Annotated in this window: 9 protein-coding genes; all 9 read right to left on the bottom strand. The window is 42.5% G+C overall.

All coding sequences use genetic code 11. From position 1 onward, the window contains the following. Nucleotide 1 precedes the first annotated feature (1 nt). Nucleotides 2–556: an RNA polymerase sigma factor gene (locus AB5062_RS02400; protein WP_005844675.1), complete on the bottom strand. Its 555-nt coding sequence runs from the start codon at nt 554–556 to the stop codon at nt 2–4. A gap of 186 nt (nt 557–742) precedes the next feature. Beyond that, nucleotides 743–3,829 carry a DUF6298 domain-containing protein gene (locus AB5062_RS02395; RefSeq protein WP_117885015.1) on the bottom strand — a complete coding sequence of 1,029 codons (3,087 nt, stop codon included), beginning with the start codon at nt 3,827–3,829 and terminating at the stop codon, nt 743–745. Nucleotide 3,830: 1 nt separating this feature from the next. Then, the gene (locus tag AB5062_RS02390; protein WP_005844680.1) at nt 3,831–5,513 is read right to left on the bottom strand and encodes a polysaccharide lyase; all 1,683 of its coding nucleotides are present in this window, start codon (nt 5,511–5,513) and stop codon (nt 3,831–3,833) included. Nucleotides 5,514–5,712: 199 nt separating this feature from the next. After that, nucleotides 5,713–6,381 (bottom strand): DUF3826 domain-containing protein, encoded by a 669-nt coding sequence (locus AB5062_RS02385; protein ID WP_005844681.1) that lies wholly within the window; start codon nt 6,379–6,381, stop codon nt 5,713–5,715. Nucleotides 6,382–6,405: 24 nt separating this feature from the next. Then, nucleotides 6,406–8,139, bottom strand: a complete 1,734-nt coding sequence (locus AB5062_RS02380; RefSeq protein ID WP_005847858.1) for a hypothetical protein — start codon at nt 8,137–8,139, stop codon at nt 6,406–6,408. A gap of 168 nt (nt 8,140–8,307) precedes the next feature. Beyond that, complete coding sequence (locus AB5062_RS02375) at nt 8,308–10,317, bottom strand: RagB/SusD family nutrient uptake outer membrane protein (RefSeq protein ID WP_008667374.1); 2,010 nt, start codon at nt 10,315–10,317, stop codon at nt 8,308–8,310. Nucleotides 10,318–10,337: 20 nt separating this feature from the next. Beyond that, the gene (locus tag AB5062_RS02370; protein WP_016270406.1) at nt 10,338–13,793 is read right to left on the bottom strand and encodes a TonB-dependent receptor; all 3,456 of its coding nucleotides are present in this window, start codon (nt 13,791–13,793) and stop codon (nt 10,338–10,340) included. 29 nt (nt 13,794–13,822) lie between these two features. Beyond that, a complete protein-coding gene (locus AB5062_RS02365; RefSeq protein WP_032936718.1) occupies nt 13,823–14,707 on the bottom strand; it encodes a sugar phosphate isomerase/epimerase in 885 nt (294 codons plus the stop codon). A gap of 165 nt (nt 14,708–14,872) precedes the next feature. After that, the gene (locus AB5062_RS02360; protein ID WP_118292529.1) at nt 14,873–19,276 is read right to left on the bottom strand and encodes a two-component regulator propeller domain-containing protein; all 4,404 of its coding nucleotides are present in this window, start codon (nt 19,274–19,276) and stop codon (nt 14,873–14,875) included. Nucleotides 19,277–19,398: the final 122 nt, after the last annotated feature.

Genomic DNA, 19,398 nt, shown 5'->3' with positions numbered 1-19,398 from the left:
ATTATCCTACCAATTCCCTTAATCTTGTAATACCTCTATGCATCAAATTTCGTACCGACTGGTAATTCATATCCATAATGGTACAAATATCTTCATATTTCTTCTCTTCTATATAATATAAGGTAAGTGCCTCACGTTGGCGCGGAGATAATTGAGCCAACAAATGTTTTACTTTTATATTTTCAAAACAACTTTTTTCCTTTTCCAAATATTGATGTTCTACATCATCACCTGCTGCAACGGGATTCAGTTCCTCAACAGCCGTTTCCGACATGAACATCCGTCTGCGAAGTTCATCACATAACTTGTTTTTCAAGGAAATGAGGAGGTATGATTTGAAGTTGTCAATGATACCCAATTCAGCCTTCTTTGTATACAATTTTACAAAGACATCATGAATGCAGTCCTTCAACAATTCTTTGTCAGTAGTTAACTTACATCCATAATTAAATAGAAGATTAATATGCATATCATATAATGTAGAGAATGCACTTACATCTCCCGATTGGAAAGCGGTTACCAAGCAAGCTGTCTTATCATTTAAGTTTTGTTCCATCACAGTATACTAATTATAGGTTGTTTTGATGATGATGCAAAACTAGGGAGGATACGCTACTTTTTTAGGTAATATTTGATTATTGGACCGAAAAAACAGATAACCTGCTGAAAAACATATATGCTAAATAATACAGATTTTCATTAAAAAGGAGAACCAAAATAAGTCCGGTTCTCCTTCCATGTACTAAATTCTATGAAACCAATAAATACAATCTTTGTTTTCCTCTGCTTTAAGCATATATATATCTTTAATATTCAATCGTTTAGCAATCACCGTTATTGCTCCGGTCTTCGGATCAACAGACTTCAATATGTATTTCCCAGGTGATAAATGAACAGGAATATCTGTTGCAGAATGGGAATAAATGATACTTCCAATACCAGATTTTACCAGTTTCTGATACTTATTTGTACCAGTATCCTCCATATCCATAGCAGCCGCATCAGTTAAAAAGCTTTCATCGGCAACCGGAACAACCGGGCAAGAGCCACTTGCCATGAAGACAGCCCAAGCCATATCCGGATAATTCTGCGCATAGTAAGTAACCGCTTTTTCCGGGAACTTCTTACGATATTCACTCACCGCCCGATAAGCTTCATCAAAAGTAACCTTACCTACTTTCATTTTACGGGCATGCTGACGGGGAGCCAGGTTCTTTCCACCTTCGGGAGCATAAAGACCATCCACTTTATAGTGCCAGTAACGAATATCAATAATGTCAACTAATTTCGCACGCTGCGTATCATTCAGAATGGCATCTTGAACATCCTTTGTCGCACTTAACGCCACGGTCGCTTTCTTACCGGTTTCTTTCTCCCACTCTCCTATCACATCCAGCCAGAATTGTACAAAATGCAACGGACCGGTAAACTCCGCACTGATCAGTTGTACCACATTTGCATCATCGGCAAAATTATCCAAGCATTGGCGAATATACTTTCTATGAAACTCACGACGTACCGGATGACTGATATCATAAAACATATCCGCTACAAAGATACGTTTGTCACCGGCAAAAGGAACAGGTTCAGGCATATCGGTCTGATTGATATTATTGGCCGACCGCCAAGGACAGTCTACCCAATGTGCTCCCGCCTCCAAGATATTATGCTGGAAGTAATTCTCATGGAAAAGCAAAAGACCTTTCTCCGCCCCTTTTTCGGCAAACTGCTTCAACCGGTTCCAATACCATGCATTGGGACGGTTCAAATCATACTTGCTCAATCCTTCCCAAGCAGTACCTTCTCCACTGCGGGCAAACGGTTGTTCGTAGAATGGCCCCCACACATCTCCATCACGGCGACGGACACGCTCATGATCGTCACGACGACGCTCATACCACAAACCGTAATTATGATCTAAAACCAAAATCTGATTCTTCACCATATAATTCACCGTAGAATCAATTCTATCCGTCAGCCCAAGTCCTTCGCGTCCCGGCACGAAACGGGTAACATGTGGCTTGGCTTTAGACAAGAAGCTGGTCCTCAGTTTCCCATTCCACCAAGGAACCTCCTGCCTGCCGCCTACCAGTAACCGGCCATCCACCTGCATACGTCCATTAATAATGGCAAACAGATGATCCTCTTTTTCCTTATATATAGGTGTCTTGAACTTCAAATCTTCTAAAGATTTCAGTTTTCCGGAAGACACACTGGCTGTATAAGGTGCTTCCTCAATCCATTTTTGCATAGTAAGACGGGGAGTATAAGCTTCCTTTGCCATCTCCATTGCCGCTTCTACGGTAGGACTGCTGGTTGCGTTGGTAGCCCTGGGAAGAATACGTGCCTGGTCAGAACAATCTTTATTCAAACGTGCCGCCAACTGTGCATAAAACAAGCTGCGGGGATGTACGTGATTATTTGATTCCGCCCATTGGCCGTCACCCGAGAATTGCGCCCAACAACCGTATGCACGGTTTACCGCATCTCTTGCCGGTGAATAACACTCTATCCCGGCAGCTGTACATTGCCAGAAAAGACTGTTGCCTGTATTCCAACCGGCACCATTTTTATCCTGTCCCAAATTCTTAAACACCAAATCATGGCCATCAATGTTTACCACATCAAATAATAACCCGCAAGCCCAGGAATCAATAGAACCGCTGAATCCTAACGACTCTTCCGAATCACACTGTACAAAAGCATTCGGACCTGCCGCACAAAATCCGGCTGAGAAATCATGAATACCCTGTTTAGAATAACAACGCTGAAAAAGTGTCTGCTGCCCCATAGTATAAAATGTACTGCGACGCATTCCACCTATCTCTGAAACAGGTTCTGTGGATACACAATCTTCTACAGTTGTTTTAGAGCCGGTACGCTGTACAATCACAGCACTTCCTGCAAAGTGCTTAAAATTTACCCTGCGCACCCAACAGTTTTCGGCATTTTCTATAGATACCCCCGTCCAGCAATGATCCTCATCTTTAGGATACTTCTTATCATAGTCAGAAGCCAATGTCAGATTCTCCAAACCTGCTTCTGCGATTCTGCCCGGCCAACTATAACGTAACACTTTGACAGTTCCCCATTTATTATCCAAAGCCATTGTCAAAGGAGCATCCAAAGTCAATTGGTTTCCATCCGCCTTACTTACCGACCTATCCCAAACCAAATCCATCTCTCCTTCTTTCCAGCCCAAAGCGGAAATACCTCCGCCAAAAATATCACAACCGACAGAAGCAATCCATTCTTTCGTAGAGGGGCGGACAATCCGGACCCGCTCTCCGGAAACCAGCTGTACATTATTGGTTACCTGAAAAGTACAAGTATTTACAGGAACGTATGATGTCAACACATCCAAGGTATCCGTAACAGCCAAATCATTCCGCCCTTCAATATAAAGCAAAGCTCCTCTGTCCACTCCCTTTTTCAACAATACGGTCTGTTCCCTGTCACTGCCGCGCAGCACGACTCCCGACACAGAAATACGCAAGCTCTCATTCAATTCAAAAGTTCCTTTATCCAGCAAAACAGCCCCACGAAAACCATTTTTATCCAAAGCCAATGAAGATACATAGTCAATGGCGCGCTGAATACGAGAGGAATTATCCCCAGGCTTCCATGAAACAAAAACGGCATTCGCCACATCAGGTATAGGGTATTCCGAGTTACGGTAACCGCAAGAAGAATAATCTAGAATACGGTTTCCGCGTTCATCAGTCACATAAGTCAGTTTTTCTTCCTTCACCTGTAAAGGAAAGGTTTGCGCAGAAATCCGCGCAAACCCCAAACTTAAAAATCCAAATAATAATAACTTATAATTCATTTTACATCAAACTTTTACGTTTTGCCAAAGTATCATGATTGTTCTTTATATCCGTCCAATCCACTTTCTTTGCAGGATCTATGCCATTAATGTATTTTTCAATATTGGTATACCCGTCGCCATTACAATCTTTCACCGCATCACCCGGATCATTAGGATTGAGTCCGTATCTCACCTCCCAGACATCCGGCATACCATCACCATCCGTATCAACCACAGGCGTACCTTTATATTCGGGCAAGCCACCTACCTGACGGGGATCTGTAATGATACCTTGTTTATAAGAGTCAACAGGAAGACGTCTTTTTACATAAGTACTAACGAATTCAGGAGCGTCTTTCACGTAAATAGCTTTCCCTGTCTTCACCGTCTTCATCACACGGGCATCCACCGCATCCCTTTTAGGGAAAGTAGCCCCGGCATTTTCCAATACATAATTATAGGCAGTTTTGGCATCCATAATAGTCACATGGGGCATTGAGAAAGGCTCGTTTACACGAATTTGATCTGTAAACTTCCCTGCGTCCGGCATATCGTACACCTGCACGCCGCCATCCCAATTATTCTTTGTCACACGCGCATTACCTTCCACTACATTTCCGGCTACATACGCTTTACCAAATGTATCCGGTTTCTTCTTGTCACGACTTGATTCGGGTTTCACAATCCGGTGGGCAATCGGCTTATCTTTCGGAGTGATAGGCCCCGGTTTAAAATAATTATTAATAATATTCAAACGGCTGGTTTCATCTCCCCCGTCAACAGAACGGTTCCACCAATTAAAAGTCACATTGTTTACCAGATTAAAATCCTCATTCATGCCAATGGAACAGTTACGGCTGATATTGGATGCGAACAAGTTACGGCAAAACATACTGTTATGCCCACCTATAGTCGCCCCGAAAGCATGATTGTAACAATCCAAAGCTTCCGAAAAAATAGAGTTCTGAATAGTTATGTTGACAGTAGGAAGCTTCAGACCATGCCCTGTGGAATCGCGATTGTATACATGGCGGTAAACAGACATGTTTTCATCCAGTCCCCAACTGGCAGAGCAGTGATCGATAATAACATTACCCACACAGTTACCTCCCAAAGCATCATCCCGGAAGAACACATCCTGCGCCCCCCGACGGAAACGCATATGGCGGATAATAATATCATGCGTATCAAGCAGGAAAGAGGCTCCTGTTACACAAACCCCATCCCCCGGAGCTGTCTGACCTGCAATAGTGATATACGGAGCACGGACGTTTATAGGAGTTTTCAGCCGGATAACGCCCGAAACATTGAACACAACAATACGCGCGCCACCGGTCTCACATGCCTCACGCAATGTTCCGGGCCCACTGTCGGCCAGCGAATTGACCACAATTACTTTTCCTCCACGTCCACCGGGAGTATAGGCCCCTCCCCCTTCTGCCCCGGGAAAGGCAGGTATGTTGCTCTTTATTAAATCCTCCGGTTTGGATGCCCATGGTTTATAAGGACGTCCTTGAGCAGCCTCGGACATTACTACAGGTAATGCTTTCGCCCATGCCTCATCCGATTTCCGGTCTATTTCCTTTTGTTGTTCTTCTCCTCTGATTTTTACCGAATCAGGAATTACAGGATACTGTGCCGCCACAGGCAACACACATGCAGTCAATGCTGCCACTGCAAATAGTTTCTTTAGTTGATTCATTTGGTCGCTAAATTATTATTTTTTCTATAACTTCGTAACATAACACCCTGCTTTTAACATGATTCAAACACACATTGCGAGTATTTCTATATCAAAGACGGAACAGAAAGCCTGTTGTACTCTCTATCCGCACATAAAAAAAGAGCTTGACACCGTTTCACCGGGCAAGCTCCTTTTCCGCTTTTCAATAAACATTAATTTATATCTTTCCTCCACGTGCCTTGATACGTTCATACCAAGCCTTACGTTCTTTCACTAAATCATATCCCCGCTTAGAGAGGTAATTATTAATCCGGCCTTTGTATTTGCCGAAAGCAGCATGTTTCTTATTTGAATTTTCAGCATCCATGGCAAATTCACGGGCTTCAACAAGCCATGCCATAATCTGCGCTTTCTCTTCTTCTTTCAAGGTAGGAATCATGTCAACCGTAGCTTTATAAGTTACCATTACCACACCATAAGTCATGCCATCTTTCACTGCATCTATCTGCTTGGCATCCAAATAGAGCGAAAGATCGGCCGGGAAAGCGAAATGAGTACGGTAAAGCGCCGCATCCTTTTCAGCTTCGGCAGCTTTAACGGCTTCTTGTTTCGCATCGCCCGTCAGGGTTTCTTTTGCCAGCTTCACTTTGGCATCGCGCGTTTCGTATATGTCATTCAGTTTAAAATAACGGTTGGCTATGATAGTTGTCACTTCACGGGCGGCAACGGTATCTGTCAACTCCAGTTTATCTACAATCTTCTGCGAACGTTTCACAATAGATTCCACGTAAGCCGGATCGCGGCCTTCACGGTCCAAATCCACTGCTCCGGCGGTAATGACTACCGCCATGAGCAACAGAAACATTATACCTGACTTTTGTATCATATCCTGTCTTCTTTCCTCCGTTTATTACATCAACTTTCCTTTAGAAGCCAATGTATCATAATTGTTTCTCAAATCAGACCAGTCAATACAATTTCTAGTGCTGATACCATTAATATATTTCTCAATATTTGTATAGCCGTCACCGGTACAGTCCTTATTAGCATCCGAAGGATCATTAGGATTCAAGCCATTTGCCTTTTCCCATTCATCGGGCATACCGTCACCATCCGTATCCACATACGGAGTGCCTTTGTATTCCGGATATCCCCCCATCTGGCGGATATCGGTGATGATACCCTGTTTATAAGAATCTTTCGGCAAGCGGCGATATTTAAACTGTCCGTCTTCTCCCATTGATTTAGGAGCCAGCCCGGTCAAATCACCGTTAGCATCCTTGGCCATCTTCTTATCATAATAAGGAACGCCTGTTCTCACTTCCTCTACAATACGTTCATCCACAATATCACGGCAAGGAATGTTGGCACCTGCATTTTTCAGTACAAAATCGTATGCATCATGTGCAGAAGTAATGCGGATGTACGGCATTTCAAAAGGACGGTTGCTACGCATATTCTCCGTATATCCATCTGTATTCGGCTGAGTTTCAATCTGGATACCACCTGCCCAGTTGTCCTCTGTAATGGCAGGATAGCCTTCCATAATATTACCATCAGCATAAACACGGCCATACACTTTATGATCCAATTTGCTTCGTCCCGCTTCGGGTTTCAGGATGCGATGCCCCACAGGAGTATCTTTCGGAGTGGCCGGTCCCGGTTTATAATAGTTGTTTATCATATTGAACATAGCGGTATAATCGCCACCGTCCGAAGAGCGATGTACCCAGTTGAACACCACATTGTTTACAAAATTGAAAACACCATTCCAACCGACGGAAGGATTACGTCCCGAATTACTTGCCCACAGGTTACGCATAAATGCACAATTCTCACCACCTAAAGTGCTGCCGAATGCATGATTGTAAGTATCCAGCGCTTTTGCCGAGATAGTATTCTGTATGGTAACATTTACGGTAGGCAGTTTCAGATCTTTTGATTCATATTGTCCTTCGCTGGGGTCGTACATATGGCGATAGAAAGAAATGTTCTCATCCAATCCCCAAGTACAAGAGCAATGGTCAATCATGATATTTCCAATCGGGTTGCCTCCGAAAGAATCGTCACGATGCCATACCTTTGTTTCGCCGCGGCGGAAACGCATATGGCGTACCACTACATCATGCGTATTTACCCAAAAAGACTCTCCGGCAATACATACCCCGTCACCCGGAGCTGTCTGTCCTGCAATAGTGACATATGGAGCCCGGACGATAATGGGAGATTCCAATTTAATAATACCTGAAACATTGAAGACAATGATACGTGCTCCACCTGTCTCACAAGCCTCACGGAAAGAACCGGGACCACGGTCATTCAAATTAGTCACGGTAATCACCTTACCGCCACGACCGCCGAAACTGTACATACCTCCTCCTTCAGCACCGGGGAAAGCAGGAATTCGTGCCTGCGGCAAATCGTATGGACGGGAAGCCCACGAAATATACGGACGACCTTCTCTCGCTTCTTTCTGTACAACAGGCAATGCTTTTGCCCAGGCTTCGTCAGAGCGGCGACGTTCTTCACTCATCATTTTCTGGTAGGCTTGCTTCGCTTCCTCAGTCAACTGGGGATACTGGGCCATTGCCACTGGAGCAATAAAAGTAGCCATACACAGTCCTAAAAACATTTTTCTTTTCATACTTTATTCTTAAAAAATTATATCTGTGCTATAAGTAAGTTGGAATTTATATTCCGTTCTCTTTTTCTTAACAATTATCTTTTTCAAGACGCACTTTTCGGGGATATGTACTCAAAAATGCTTGTATCTGTCATAATAAACTAGCAGATATAAAACTATCGTATTAAATTATTTCCTAGCATCCAATGTGCCTTCTGATTCATAATAATCCAACCATCCTTTTGATTGTTCCAACCACGGATTCATATTCAATACATTAGAGGGCAGACCGGACAGGTAATAGTTTTCCTGCCATGAAATTACTGCTTCCTGACCATTCACATTATCTACCGGAGTTTCTCTATCCTGTAAAACAAAATGCTGGCTCCAGAACTCTCCCAACCTATTCATTTCGGCTTGTAAGTCTGCCGCATTATCCACATCTACAGGCTCAAAATCAGCAATGACAGAAACAAGAGGATCTGCCTTTCCGTCATAATCCTTCACTTGTAAATATTTACCCACACGGGCAGTACCATTTAACGGCTCAATACCCAAGGTAGTACAGGTGGTATTGTTATCACTTGCATCATCATTATACAGCATCCAACGCCATAAATCCCAATAACGCTTACCCTCATAAGCTAATTCCACCTGACGCTCACGCAGACAAGCCTTAATAGCTTCATTCTTATCGGTAATCGTTCCCAAGCCATAATTATTGGATGCAGGAATACCTACACGGGCACGAATTTCACCAATTGTTTTCACTGAATTACTTATATCCCCCGTAGCTGCATAACATTCTGCAAGGTTCAACAACAATTCAGCATAACGATATTCGTATACATCAGTGCCATCCCATTGATATGTGTTTGCACTATTTTCAGCCGGATCGGACATTTTACGTACTATCGCCGGACTGCTGCCTTCATTTTCCGTGTAATAATGCAACTGAGAACCATCTTCTTTCGTTTCACTCCAACGATAATTCCAAACTACGGCATCTGCATCCTGATCATATCCCCATTTCGCTCCGGAGAAAGTAAACGTATAATAGAAACGCGGATCACGATTCTTGAAGAATAAAGAACGGTCGTACCCGTTTATCGCCTCACCGTCATCATTTACAGCTTTGGAACCATCCGCCATCGGGAAAATATCCAACATACCCATAGGAACATGATAACCGGAACCACTGCCACCCATTGTTTTCAAACGGATTGTTTTCTGCCATCCACTATGTTCATCATTTTTAGAGGTAGAGCTAGCCAACAGTTTGACCATAATCACCTCCTTACATTCCTGATTGTCAAACTTGTAGAACATTTCATTCCAGTCTTTGGCGGAATTGCCATACAAACCATAACCTTCGCTGCTCAAGAAAGCCTGTGCTTCTAGAGTAATATCCAACGCATCTTTCCAGCGTTTACTGCCTGTATTATTCCAATCTGCATTAAAGATAGGGCTTGCAAATACCAGCGCCACGCGGCTTCTGTATGCCAATGCAGCTTCCTTGGTCAACCGTCCATACTGGTCACTTCCCCATTCTTTACGAGTGGGAAGCAGATTCGCAGCCTCTTTTAAATCACTCAAGATCTGGTTGACACATGTTTCCACACTTTCACGATTATAATCTTTAGCTCCCTCACGGTCGGCCGCCATAAGCACTTTATTTACCACAGGAACAGCTCCGTATACACGTACCAAATCAAACAACTGCATGGCACGGAAGAAATAAGCCTGTCCTTTCGCTTTTTTTATGGCAGCTTCCGACAAGTCCTGACCATATTTATCAACTCCTTCCAGAATTTCATTGCAACTGCGGATACGGCTATATGGATCATTCTTTATATTCGTAGCCAGATTACTGCCAAAATAAGTTTCACAGTCCGTAGCTTTTTTCAAACTTCTGGAAGCGTCAAATTTCTTCTCGATACCCCATTTCTCCTCCGTATAAGTTGAATAGTCATTCCAGTTACCGGACAAGCCGTATGACTGTGGAGGGGTCATACCCGACTTATAAAAATAGTTATAATACACATTCTGAATATATAAGTCCAAATTAGATTCGATGCCGAAAGTCTTTTCCGGTGAATAACTGTCATACGGATTCATATCCTGCAAGAACTGGTCACTGCAACTGCTAAATGCCAATCCGGCTGCCAATAACACAGTATATAATATGCGCTTTTTCATATCAATGATTCTTTTTAATTTTAGAATGATACATTTACTCCCAACGACCACGTTCTCAATGTAGGATACAATGAAGTTGTTCCACAATACATATTACGATAATGATCGGGATACGGGTTATAGAAATCCCATAGATTATTACCTGTCAGACTTAATTTAGCCGACTGGATCTTTAAAGGTGACAACCATGCCTTAGGCAGCGTATAACCGATACTTAAGTTACGGATATAGCAACGGAACGTACTGATAGACCAAAAATCAGACGGTGCAATTACTGATCCTGATATTCTGTTGTCTAAACCTAAATTAGGATATTTCCCCGTCGTATTATTTCTTTCATCAAACATATCTTCCCAGAATGAGTCCGGTGTCCAAAGCATATCCCCACTGGATGTTGTGATTTTATTGACGTCAATCTGGCGATAACCACCCCATGAAGTGGCAATCATCATATTAAAGCTGATACCTTTCCATTCCGCCCCCAGTTTGGTGGTAAAACCATATGTCTTTCCACTCTTATTCAGTTTGGCATAATCCTGGGTCTTGGCAATACGTCCGTCGGGCCCCGACTGCGTACCATCCTCATTCAATACGCCACCCAAATCCTGATAAGCCAACATACCCGGTTTTAACTGACTGGCATCTTTTACGCCCAAATATTCCGGAGAAGTGCCTGCGGCTTCTGCATTGGCCGATAAATAGTTCCAATAATTCTCAATATCATCACTGTTCCGTAAAATACCATCTCCGGAACTTGTACCTCTCCATACTTTATACCCGTATGTAGGGAATATAGTAGAAGCACCCTCTCTTACAGAATTTTCCTGTATATAACTCGGAGCAGACTGGGGCCATTCTCTTACCCTGTTGCCATTAAATCCAAAATTCACTCCGATATTATATTTCACCTGATCTATTTTATCGCGCCAATTCAAAGAGAATTCACTACCAAAAGCATCAATACGCCCAAAGTTCACTTCTGTCAAAGCACCTCCTGCAAAAATAGGAGTACCTATGATACCACCGATATTCTGATTCAAGATGTCAGAGTTTATATCATAGTACACATCCACAGTCGCACTTAAACGGTTATTGAGGAAACGCAAATCAAAACCAAGATTAAATTTATCGGTATTATCCCAATGCGCATCAGGATTAGGAGTCGCTCCCGGCTTGATACCCGTTTGCAGGATACCACCGTTAGAACCGAATCCATATCCTCTACTAGGATCCAATGAATAGAGTTGCTTCCATCCCCATGCTTTGATATTATCTTTACCGGTACGTCCCCATGAGAAACGTACTTTCATGTATTCAAACCATGACGGCAGCAACTTCTTCATAAATTCTTCTTCCGAAGCTACCCACCCCACGGAAACACCCGGGAAGAAGCCCCAATAATTGGCCGGAGCAAATTTAGTGGAAGCATCGCTACGGAATAGGAATTGGAACAAATACTTATCGGCATAATTATAGCTTACACGACCTAAATAAGACAAAGAACCCTGTTTGTATTTATATGTAATAGAATTACCTGTATCCATCGCTCCCGCACTTGGCGAAGTACCCAAATAACCATCCGGGTCAGGGTTATTAAACAACATCCGCTTGGAATGCATATAAGCCTGCATTTTTTCCACTGCAGCCATGGCGGCAATGCTATGCTTGCCAAACTTTCCTTCATAATTCACATAGAAGTTCAATTGCTCGTTTTTAGCCATCTGGTCTGAATATACCACACGAGTGCTTCCCGTAAATTCTTTTAATTGATAATCGGAAACAGACGGATGATCGCTATAAAAACGATTTCCGGGTGTCAATGCATCGCTTGCTTTCAGATAAGCCAACGTAAATGGCATAAATGCCTGCTCACTATCACTGGCACTACGCTTCAACGCATAGCTTCCCTTGAATGAAAGACCTTTGATAAACGGAACGGCATAAGTGACGGAGAAGTTGGCATCATAACTGAAATTATCATTCGTGGAATAAGAACCGTCATTATTCTCCATAGCAAAATAATTCCATGTACTCATTTTATTGCCCGATGTTGCATTACCCGCACTCGAGTAACTATTCAACAAAGGAGATGTATAATAGGTATTACCATCATCCAATGTTATCTCCCATGGCAAATAATTCGGCATATGAGCAAGAACCAAATAATCACCGGATTCACCGGGCTTAGTTCCCCCATAACCGTTCAAATTGCTTAAACCTTTGGTAAAACTCGATGTGGTTTCCTGCTGGTTACCCGCTATGGTTGCAGAAAATTTCAAATCGGAAGTCAATTTGATATCCACACCTGCACGGAAGTTCCATCTATTATAATCCTGTTTTCCAAGATTCGCCCCCTGAGTATAGTAAGAAGCACCCGCAAAATAAGTAGCTTTCTCGCTACCGCCACTTACATTGACCGAATGGTTCATTGTAAAAGCGCCGGACCAGGCTTCATCCAGCCAATTGTAATTCAAGCCATCCATCTCGGCCAGTTCCGCTTCATTATAAATTTTATTCATCCAGTTTCCATCCGGATCCATACTTATCTTATTATTGGCCAAATTAAAGGAATTGGCAAAACGTCCATAAGCTGCTCCTTTTAAGGTTTTAGGATGTCCCACTGCATCATTAAATCCGAATTTACCTGAATAATTGATTTTGGGAGCTCCTGATTTACCTCGTTTGGTCTTTACAATAATAGCACCTTGCGAAGCACGGGAACCGTAAATGGCAGCACTGGCATCACGAAGGACTGAAATACTTTCAATTTCAGAAGGATCAAGGGCATTGAAAGTTTCTAATGTCGGAAGACCGCTGTTGGCATCTATCTGAATCACATCATCGATTATGACCATCGGATTAGTACTACCACCATCTTTAGAATACGAGAAAGATTGACGAATAGACATAGTTGCCCCTTCACCCGGACGGCTGTCACCACCACTGATACTCAAACCAGGTATCTGTCCCGCTAGCGCAGCACCCAAATTCGACACCGGCAAATCTGAAATTTCCGAAGGAGTAATAACCCCGATAGATCCTGTCACATCTTTTGCTTTCTGAGTACCGTAACCGACTACAACCACTTCGTCCAGCATTTTGGAATCTTCCTTCAGCACCACTCTAAAGTCTTTTCCTTGTTTCGGAGCAATCGTTTGCGGCACATACCCCACAAATGAAATGACAACCTTCTTGCCCGAAGGGACTTGCAAAGCAAATCTTCCGTCAAAATCAGTAATGGTACCGTTTGTAGTTCCTTCCACCACCACACTGGCACCAATCACCGGTTCACCAGTTTCATCAACCACCTGTCCGGTGACAGTTTTAGTCTGTTGCACCGACTGGGATATAGGAAATCCTGTCTCAGCGGATACTCCCTGAACAGAAACTCCTGTCAGAAACAGACTGAGACAGACCACTTGTGTCAAGTTGCCAATCTTGTCCAGCTTCTGAAGAAATGCATTTTCTTTCTTCATAGAATCATTTTTAAAATTAAAATATTATCTTATTTTTCTTGTTGAAATATCTGTTTCAGATAAGCGACATTCGTCCCGAAGTTTTTCTTTACATTCCGGACTTCATCCTTATTCCGTGACCGTTCAATGACCAGCCATCCGCTCCACCCCATCTTATCAAGGGTATGCTTTACGGCATTCATATCCAGACGGGTATTATAAGGAAGAGTAACCCCGTCTGTATCCGTACAATGTATCTGACAAATCCGATCCTTTCCCAATTTTTTCAACTCTTTACAGAGGTCGCGTCCATTTTCCAACGCATTTTGAAAACTATAATAAATCTTTATACCTTTCGAATTAATTTCTTTCAACAGTTTTATATCCTCTCCAGCGTCCAAAGAAGTACGGATACCTATCACTACTCCATCTTTCACTGCCATTTCTCCCACTTCGTGCAAACGGCTTACCAACTCCTGACGTGCATCACCCGCTACTGTCCAGTCCTCTTTTATACCACCTAATGGAAGGAAAGCTACTTGGGCCCCCATCACCTTCATCGTATTCAAACAATCCTGCACTAAAGCTTTATAATTATGATGAGTCAAGAAAGATTGTCCAAAGAATCCGGACATCGCCACAGAAGGAACTTCAATATGTTGTTCCTGTGCTGTTTCTTTAAATAATTTACAGAAATGGGGTTGGTGGAACTTATTATCAAAAGTATCCCGTTTTCCCAAGCCTCCCATGTCCATTTCTATGCCATCACCTCCTAGTTCCTTCATTAATTGAAAAGAACCGATCTTCTGGCGTTTTAGCATCATCCAGTCACACGCAGCTATTTTATAGCGTTGTTTTCCCTCTGAATTCTGTGCTCCCAAAGGCAGTAACATAAACAGGAGCATAATTAAACTGATAATTTTTTTCACATTCATCATAATCTAGTTATTGTTTAGAATTAAGACGAATCACAAAAAAGTATGTAATCACTAAATCTTAATAAAGTCCAAAAATAATTTAGTGAATAAACAAGACAATCCCGCAAACACAATGCTCGCTTGCATCTGTTTACGGGATTCCTGCTTTATAAGATCAAGAAATCAACTTTTACGCCATTCATTCATATATTCCCTCGGAGTCTGATCATATTTTTTACGAAAACATTTACTGAAATAACCGGAATCCTTGAAGCCTACGGCAAAAGCTATTTCTGAAATACTCATATCCGAATTTTTAATCAACTCTATTGATTTATTCAGACGAATTTCTTTCACTAAATCCACCGGAGCAAACCCGGTCAGACTCTTTAACTTCTTAAAGAAAGCCGAGCGACTCAGCCCGATAGTTGATGCTATAGTATCTATATTAAAATCACTATTATCCAAATTCTCTTCTATAACCTGATGAATCTTTTCAATGAACTGCACATCTTTCTTCACTAGGAACTGTTCGTATGTATCCTGTTCCTCCTTATGTTCTTCGGGCTGCTGCCATACACGTTCACGGAACAATTTACGTTCATTCAGCAACTGTTCGATACGTGCCACCAAATAGTCTTTGCTGAAAGGTTTGATGATATAGGCATTCGCTCCCATGCTTATCGCTTTGGTCTTCGCTTCATCATTACCTTTCGCCGTCAGGATAATCACCGGAATATGACTGATTTGGAAATCTTTACGGATGCGTTGCAACATCTCTATTCCATCCATATTCGGCATCATCTGGTCGGTGACTACCATGTCGGGATGATAGAGATGTACTTTCTTCAGCCCCTCCACACCATCATTGGCCATATAAATATTGAATTTATCTTCCAATTGCAACTTCAACATATTACATAAATCCTTATTATCTTCTACAATCAGCACGGTAGGCAAAGACGAATCGACAGGCTGTTCTTTCTCCTCCTCGCTTTCCTTGCCGGCAGAAGCAGAAACAGATTCAGTTTCAGGAACACTCACCGTTTCCCCGCCCATATAAAAATCGACTTCCGACGGTTTGTAATGCTCCTTACCCAGTTGCAATTCAATGGTAAAGACTGCCCCTTTCCCTTCAGGGCTCTCTGCATAGATTTCCCCATGATGCAGACTGATAATTTCCTTAGACAAAGCCAATCCGATGCCCGTTCCCTGATAATAAGCGCCACGTGCATTGTCAGCCTGCGAGAAACGCTCGAAGATTTCGGAAAGCTTGCTTTGGGGAATACCCACACCGCTATCTTCCACCCGTACATAACAATGCTTGTCATCATCCGACACTCCCATCGTGACATAAATATTCCCCCCGGCAGGAGTGAACTTGAACGCATTGGAGATTATGTTGCGGATCACGATGGCCACTTTCTCCTTATCCGCCCATACCATGATATCCTCACCGGCCAGCTGGAACGTGAAGCTGACTTCATTTTCTTCGGCCATCACCCTGAATTCTTTCTCAAAAGAGTCTACCATCTCATTCAGGTTGAACAACGACACATGCAGACGCATTTTTCCGTTCTGTATTTTACGGAAATCCAATATCTGATTGACCAGTTGCAGCATCTGTTTGGTATTCTTTTCCATCAGATCCACGTATTGCATTCCTTTCTGAGATAGTTTTTCTTTCTCTTTCAACTCCTGAATAGGCCCTTGGATCAGAGTCAGCGGAGTACGCAACTCATGCGAGATATTGGTAAAGAACTTGATTTTCAATTCGGACAATTTTTGTTCGATATACACATCATTTTTCACCTTAATCATGAAAAGAGATAATTTTATAGCCACCAGCAATAAGGCTACAGCTATAATCATATAGATAACATACGCCCACCAACTGGCCCACCAAGGCGGCAGAATGACAACGGTCAACTCACGGAAAGATTCCAAACCGGGATTTGCCTCATCCAGTGTCTGTACTCTGAAAAGATACTTGCCGGGAGGAACATTGGTATAGGACGCTATACGGTTCTTCCCGTTATAGTGCCATTCTTTTTCATATCCTTCCAAAATATATTTGTAAGACACACGGTTCTGATTATTATAGTTCAACGCCGCAAACTCTAAAGTAAACATGGACTGGTTATGATTCAATGTAATCCTGTCTGTATAGGTAATGGACCGGTCAATAATAGGATGGTCCGTATAGCTGCGTATGTCCCGGTTTGATATCTGACATCCTACAATAAATGTGTTATAATCAAATCTTTGCGTTTCCAGTTTATCGGGAGAAAAGGTCAAGATACCCTCTTTACACCCCAGCCAAAGTTCCCCGTCCAGCGTTTTCAATGTGGTGCTTTCTTCCATCACAACCGGGGGAAAGCCATCGTATTTGTCATAGTTACGCACCTGGCTTGTCGCCCTGTCAAAACAAGAGAGTCCTTTTTCCGTAGCAAGCCAAAGGAAACCGTTATCATCTTCTATAATAGACATCACCACATCATTATTCAATCCGTCTTCCCAGCCATACGATTTAAATGAAAGCTTATGCGTTTCCTCATCATATCCCGACAATTTGCTCAATCCTCCACCAAACACGCATACCCATATCTGAGAGAACTCGTCTTTATAAAGCGCGTACACATCGCTATCGGCATAATTTACCCGGTTGGCACCACGGTAGGTTTCAAAATCAATCTGCTCCACTGAGGCAAAGTTGTTTTTAAAAGACATCAGCCCGTCCATCGTACCTACCCACATACGCCCGTCATTATCCTCTATCATATTCCTCACTTCCATATAAAGGCCATACGTAGGATAATTCTTGAATCCGTTATATTTATTCTTAAAAGTGACTTCCCCATTTTCCTCACAAAGCAGATTCAATCCTCCGTCCAAAGTACCCACCCAGATACGTTTCTTTTCATCCTGATAAGTGAAATACACATCATTCCCGCTGATTGACGACAAATCAGACAAATTATGCAGATAACGTTTAAAACGGAAACCACCTGCAGTTTTCTCATCAGGAACAGCTTTCACCAATCCGTCGCCTTTGGTAGAGAACCAAAGGTTTCCTTTGTCGTCTTCCATGATGTGATATACATTACCTATATGCTCGTCACCTGTCGAAAAAACATGTTTGGTTACACCGTTCCGGTCCATCCGATAAACACTCTGCCAACGGGTGCCCACCCAGATATCGCCACTTTTTGATTGGAAAAGGGCTCTTACCCCTGTCGCATAATTTTCCTGACCGACTGATTGCGGAGACAACGAAAGCAGATTGAATTGCTTCTTGGGGAAATTCATGCAATACACCCCTTCATCGGCAGAGGAAAGCCACAATACCCCGTCATTATCCAACATCAGATGATAAAACTGCTGATTTGCCCTATCATTAGAAAGTTGTTTCAATTTATTGATATAAACCATCTCCGCATGTTCCCTGTCGAACAACCAGGCCTCTCCTGCCGGAGACAGGAAAAAAAGCCCTCTTTCGCCGGCATCTTCCGAATACAGGGTGGTTATCTTGCCGAACATGGTAAACGGAAACCGTTTTGCAGTATGGTTCAACGGATCATAATAAATCAGCGCCTTCTCATTTTCGTGAAACCATATTTTATCATACTGGTCTATGAATGCATGAGTAACCATAGCGTCATTCATTTCAGTATTTATCTTTTGCAACCTGCGCTCAGCCAAATCATATTCGTATGTGCCTTGTCCGGCCACACTGAGATAGACATAACCTGCCGGAGTAACCAGCAAATTGCTGATCGCACCTTTTATTTCGGAAAGTACATACCGGTTTACCAAACCGGTCCTCACATCGATACTGTAAAAAATACCCGCACGATCTCCGACCCATACCTTCCTGCCATCCTCAAAAAAACTGGTAAAACTATCCTTGTCACCGGAATTAATCTTACTGGTTATAAAATCGGCAGGCCGGGATGCCAATTCCGATCCTTTATGCACGGCGGCTACCTTATAATCAATTCCTATCCAACTGATATATTCCTCCGTCTCACACAGGACATGGTGTTTCAGTGTATAATCATGCTTGTTTATCTCGTTCCGAGAGTCGAACAGAATCTTGATAGTTACCTGCCCTTTTTCATCTACCCCGGCCAATAACAGATTTTTATCTTTAGTCAGCAACAACACATCCCCCTCGGCCGTATTTTGTAATTTTATCACCTGGATATTCTCCGAATAGTTCTTCATGTCATCATAAACAGCATGAAAACATTCGGTCACTTTATTGAAGACATATAACTTACGGTCAATGGTCTTTACCCATATATACCCGTTTTTATCCTCGACTATGCGCTGGATCTTACGTGGCGGCACATCCGAATCGTGCTCCTGTTTATTGAATGTTTTAAACTTCACTCCATCGAAACAACATAAGCCATACCAGGTTCCGAACCAGATAAAGCCATCTCTGTCTTTCAAGGTACAGTTTACCGTATTATTAGGAAGCCCTTGATCTACAGAATAATGTTCCACAATCATATTCACATTATATGACCACAGAGGAAAGCTTGTCAGGCAACAAAGTATAATAAGTATATATTTCTTCATAAGTATTTAGTTTTCTTCAAACCGAGGTCAAAGATAAGAAAAAAATCCGTTGGTACTTAAATTGAAATTAGTTAAATACCAATTATTGGTTAGATTGGAACGAGATAAATCCGCGTTCTATC

The organism is Phocaeicola sp. RTP21359st1_B8_RTP21360_211022 (assembly GCF_040911965.1).
Taxonomy (GTDB): Bacteria; Bacteroidota; Bacteroidia; order Bacteroidales; family Bacteroidaceae; genus Phocaeicola; species Phocaeicola vulgatus.
Note: the sequence above shows the minus strand (reverse complement) of the source record. Positions and strands in the feature narration are given on the sequence as shown.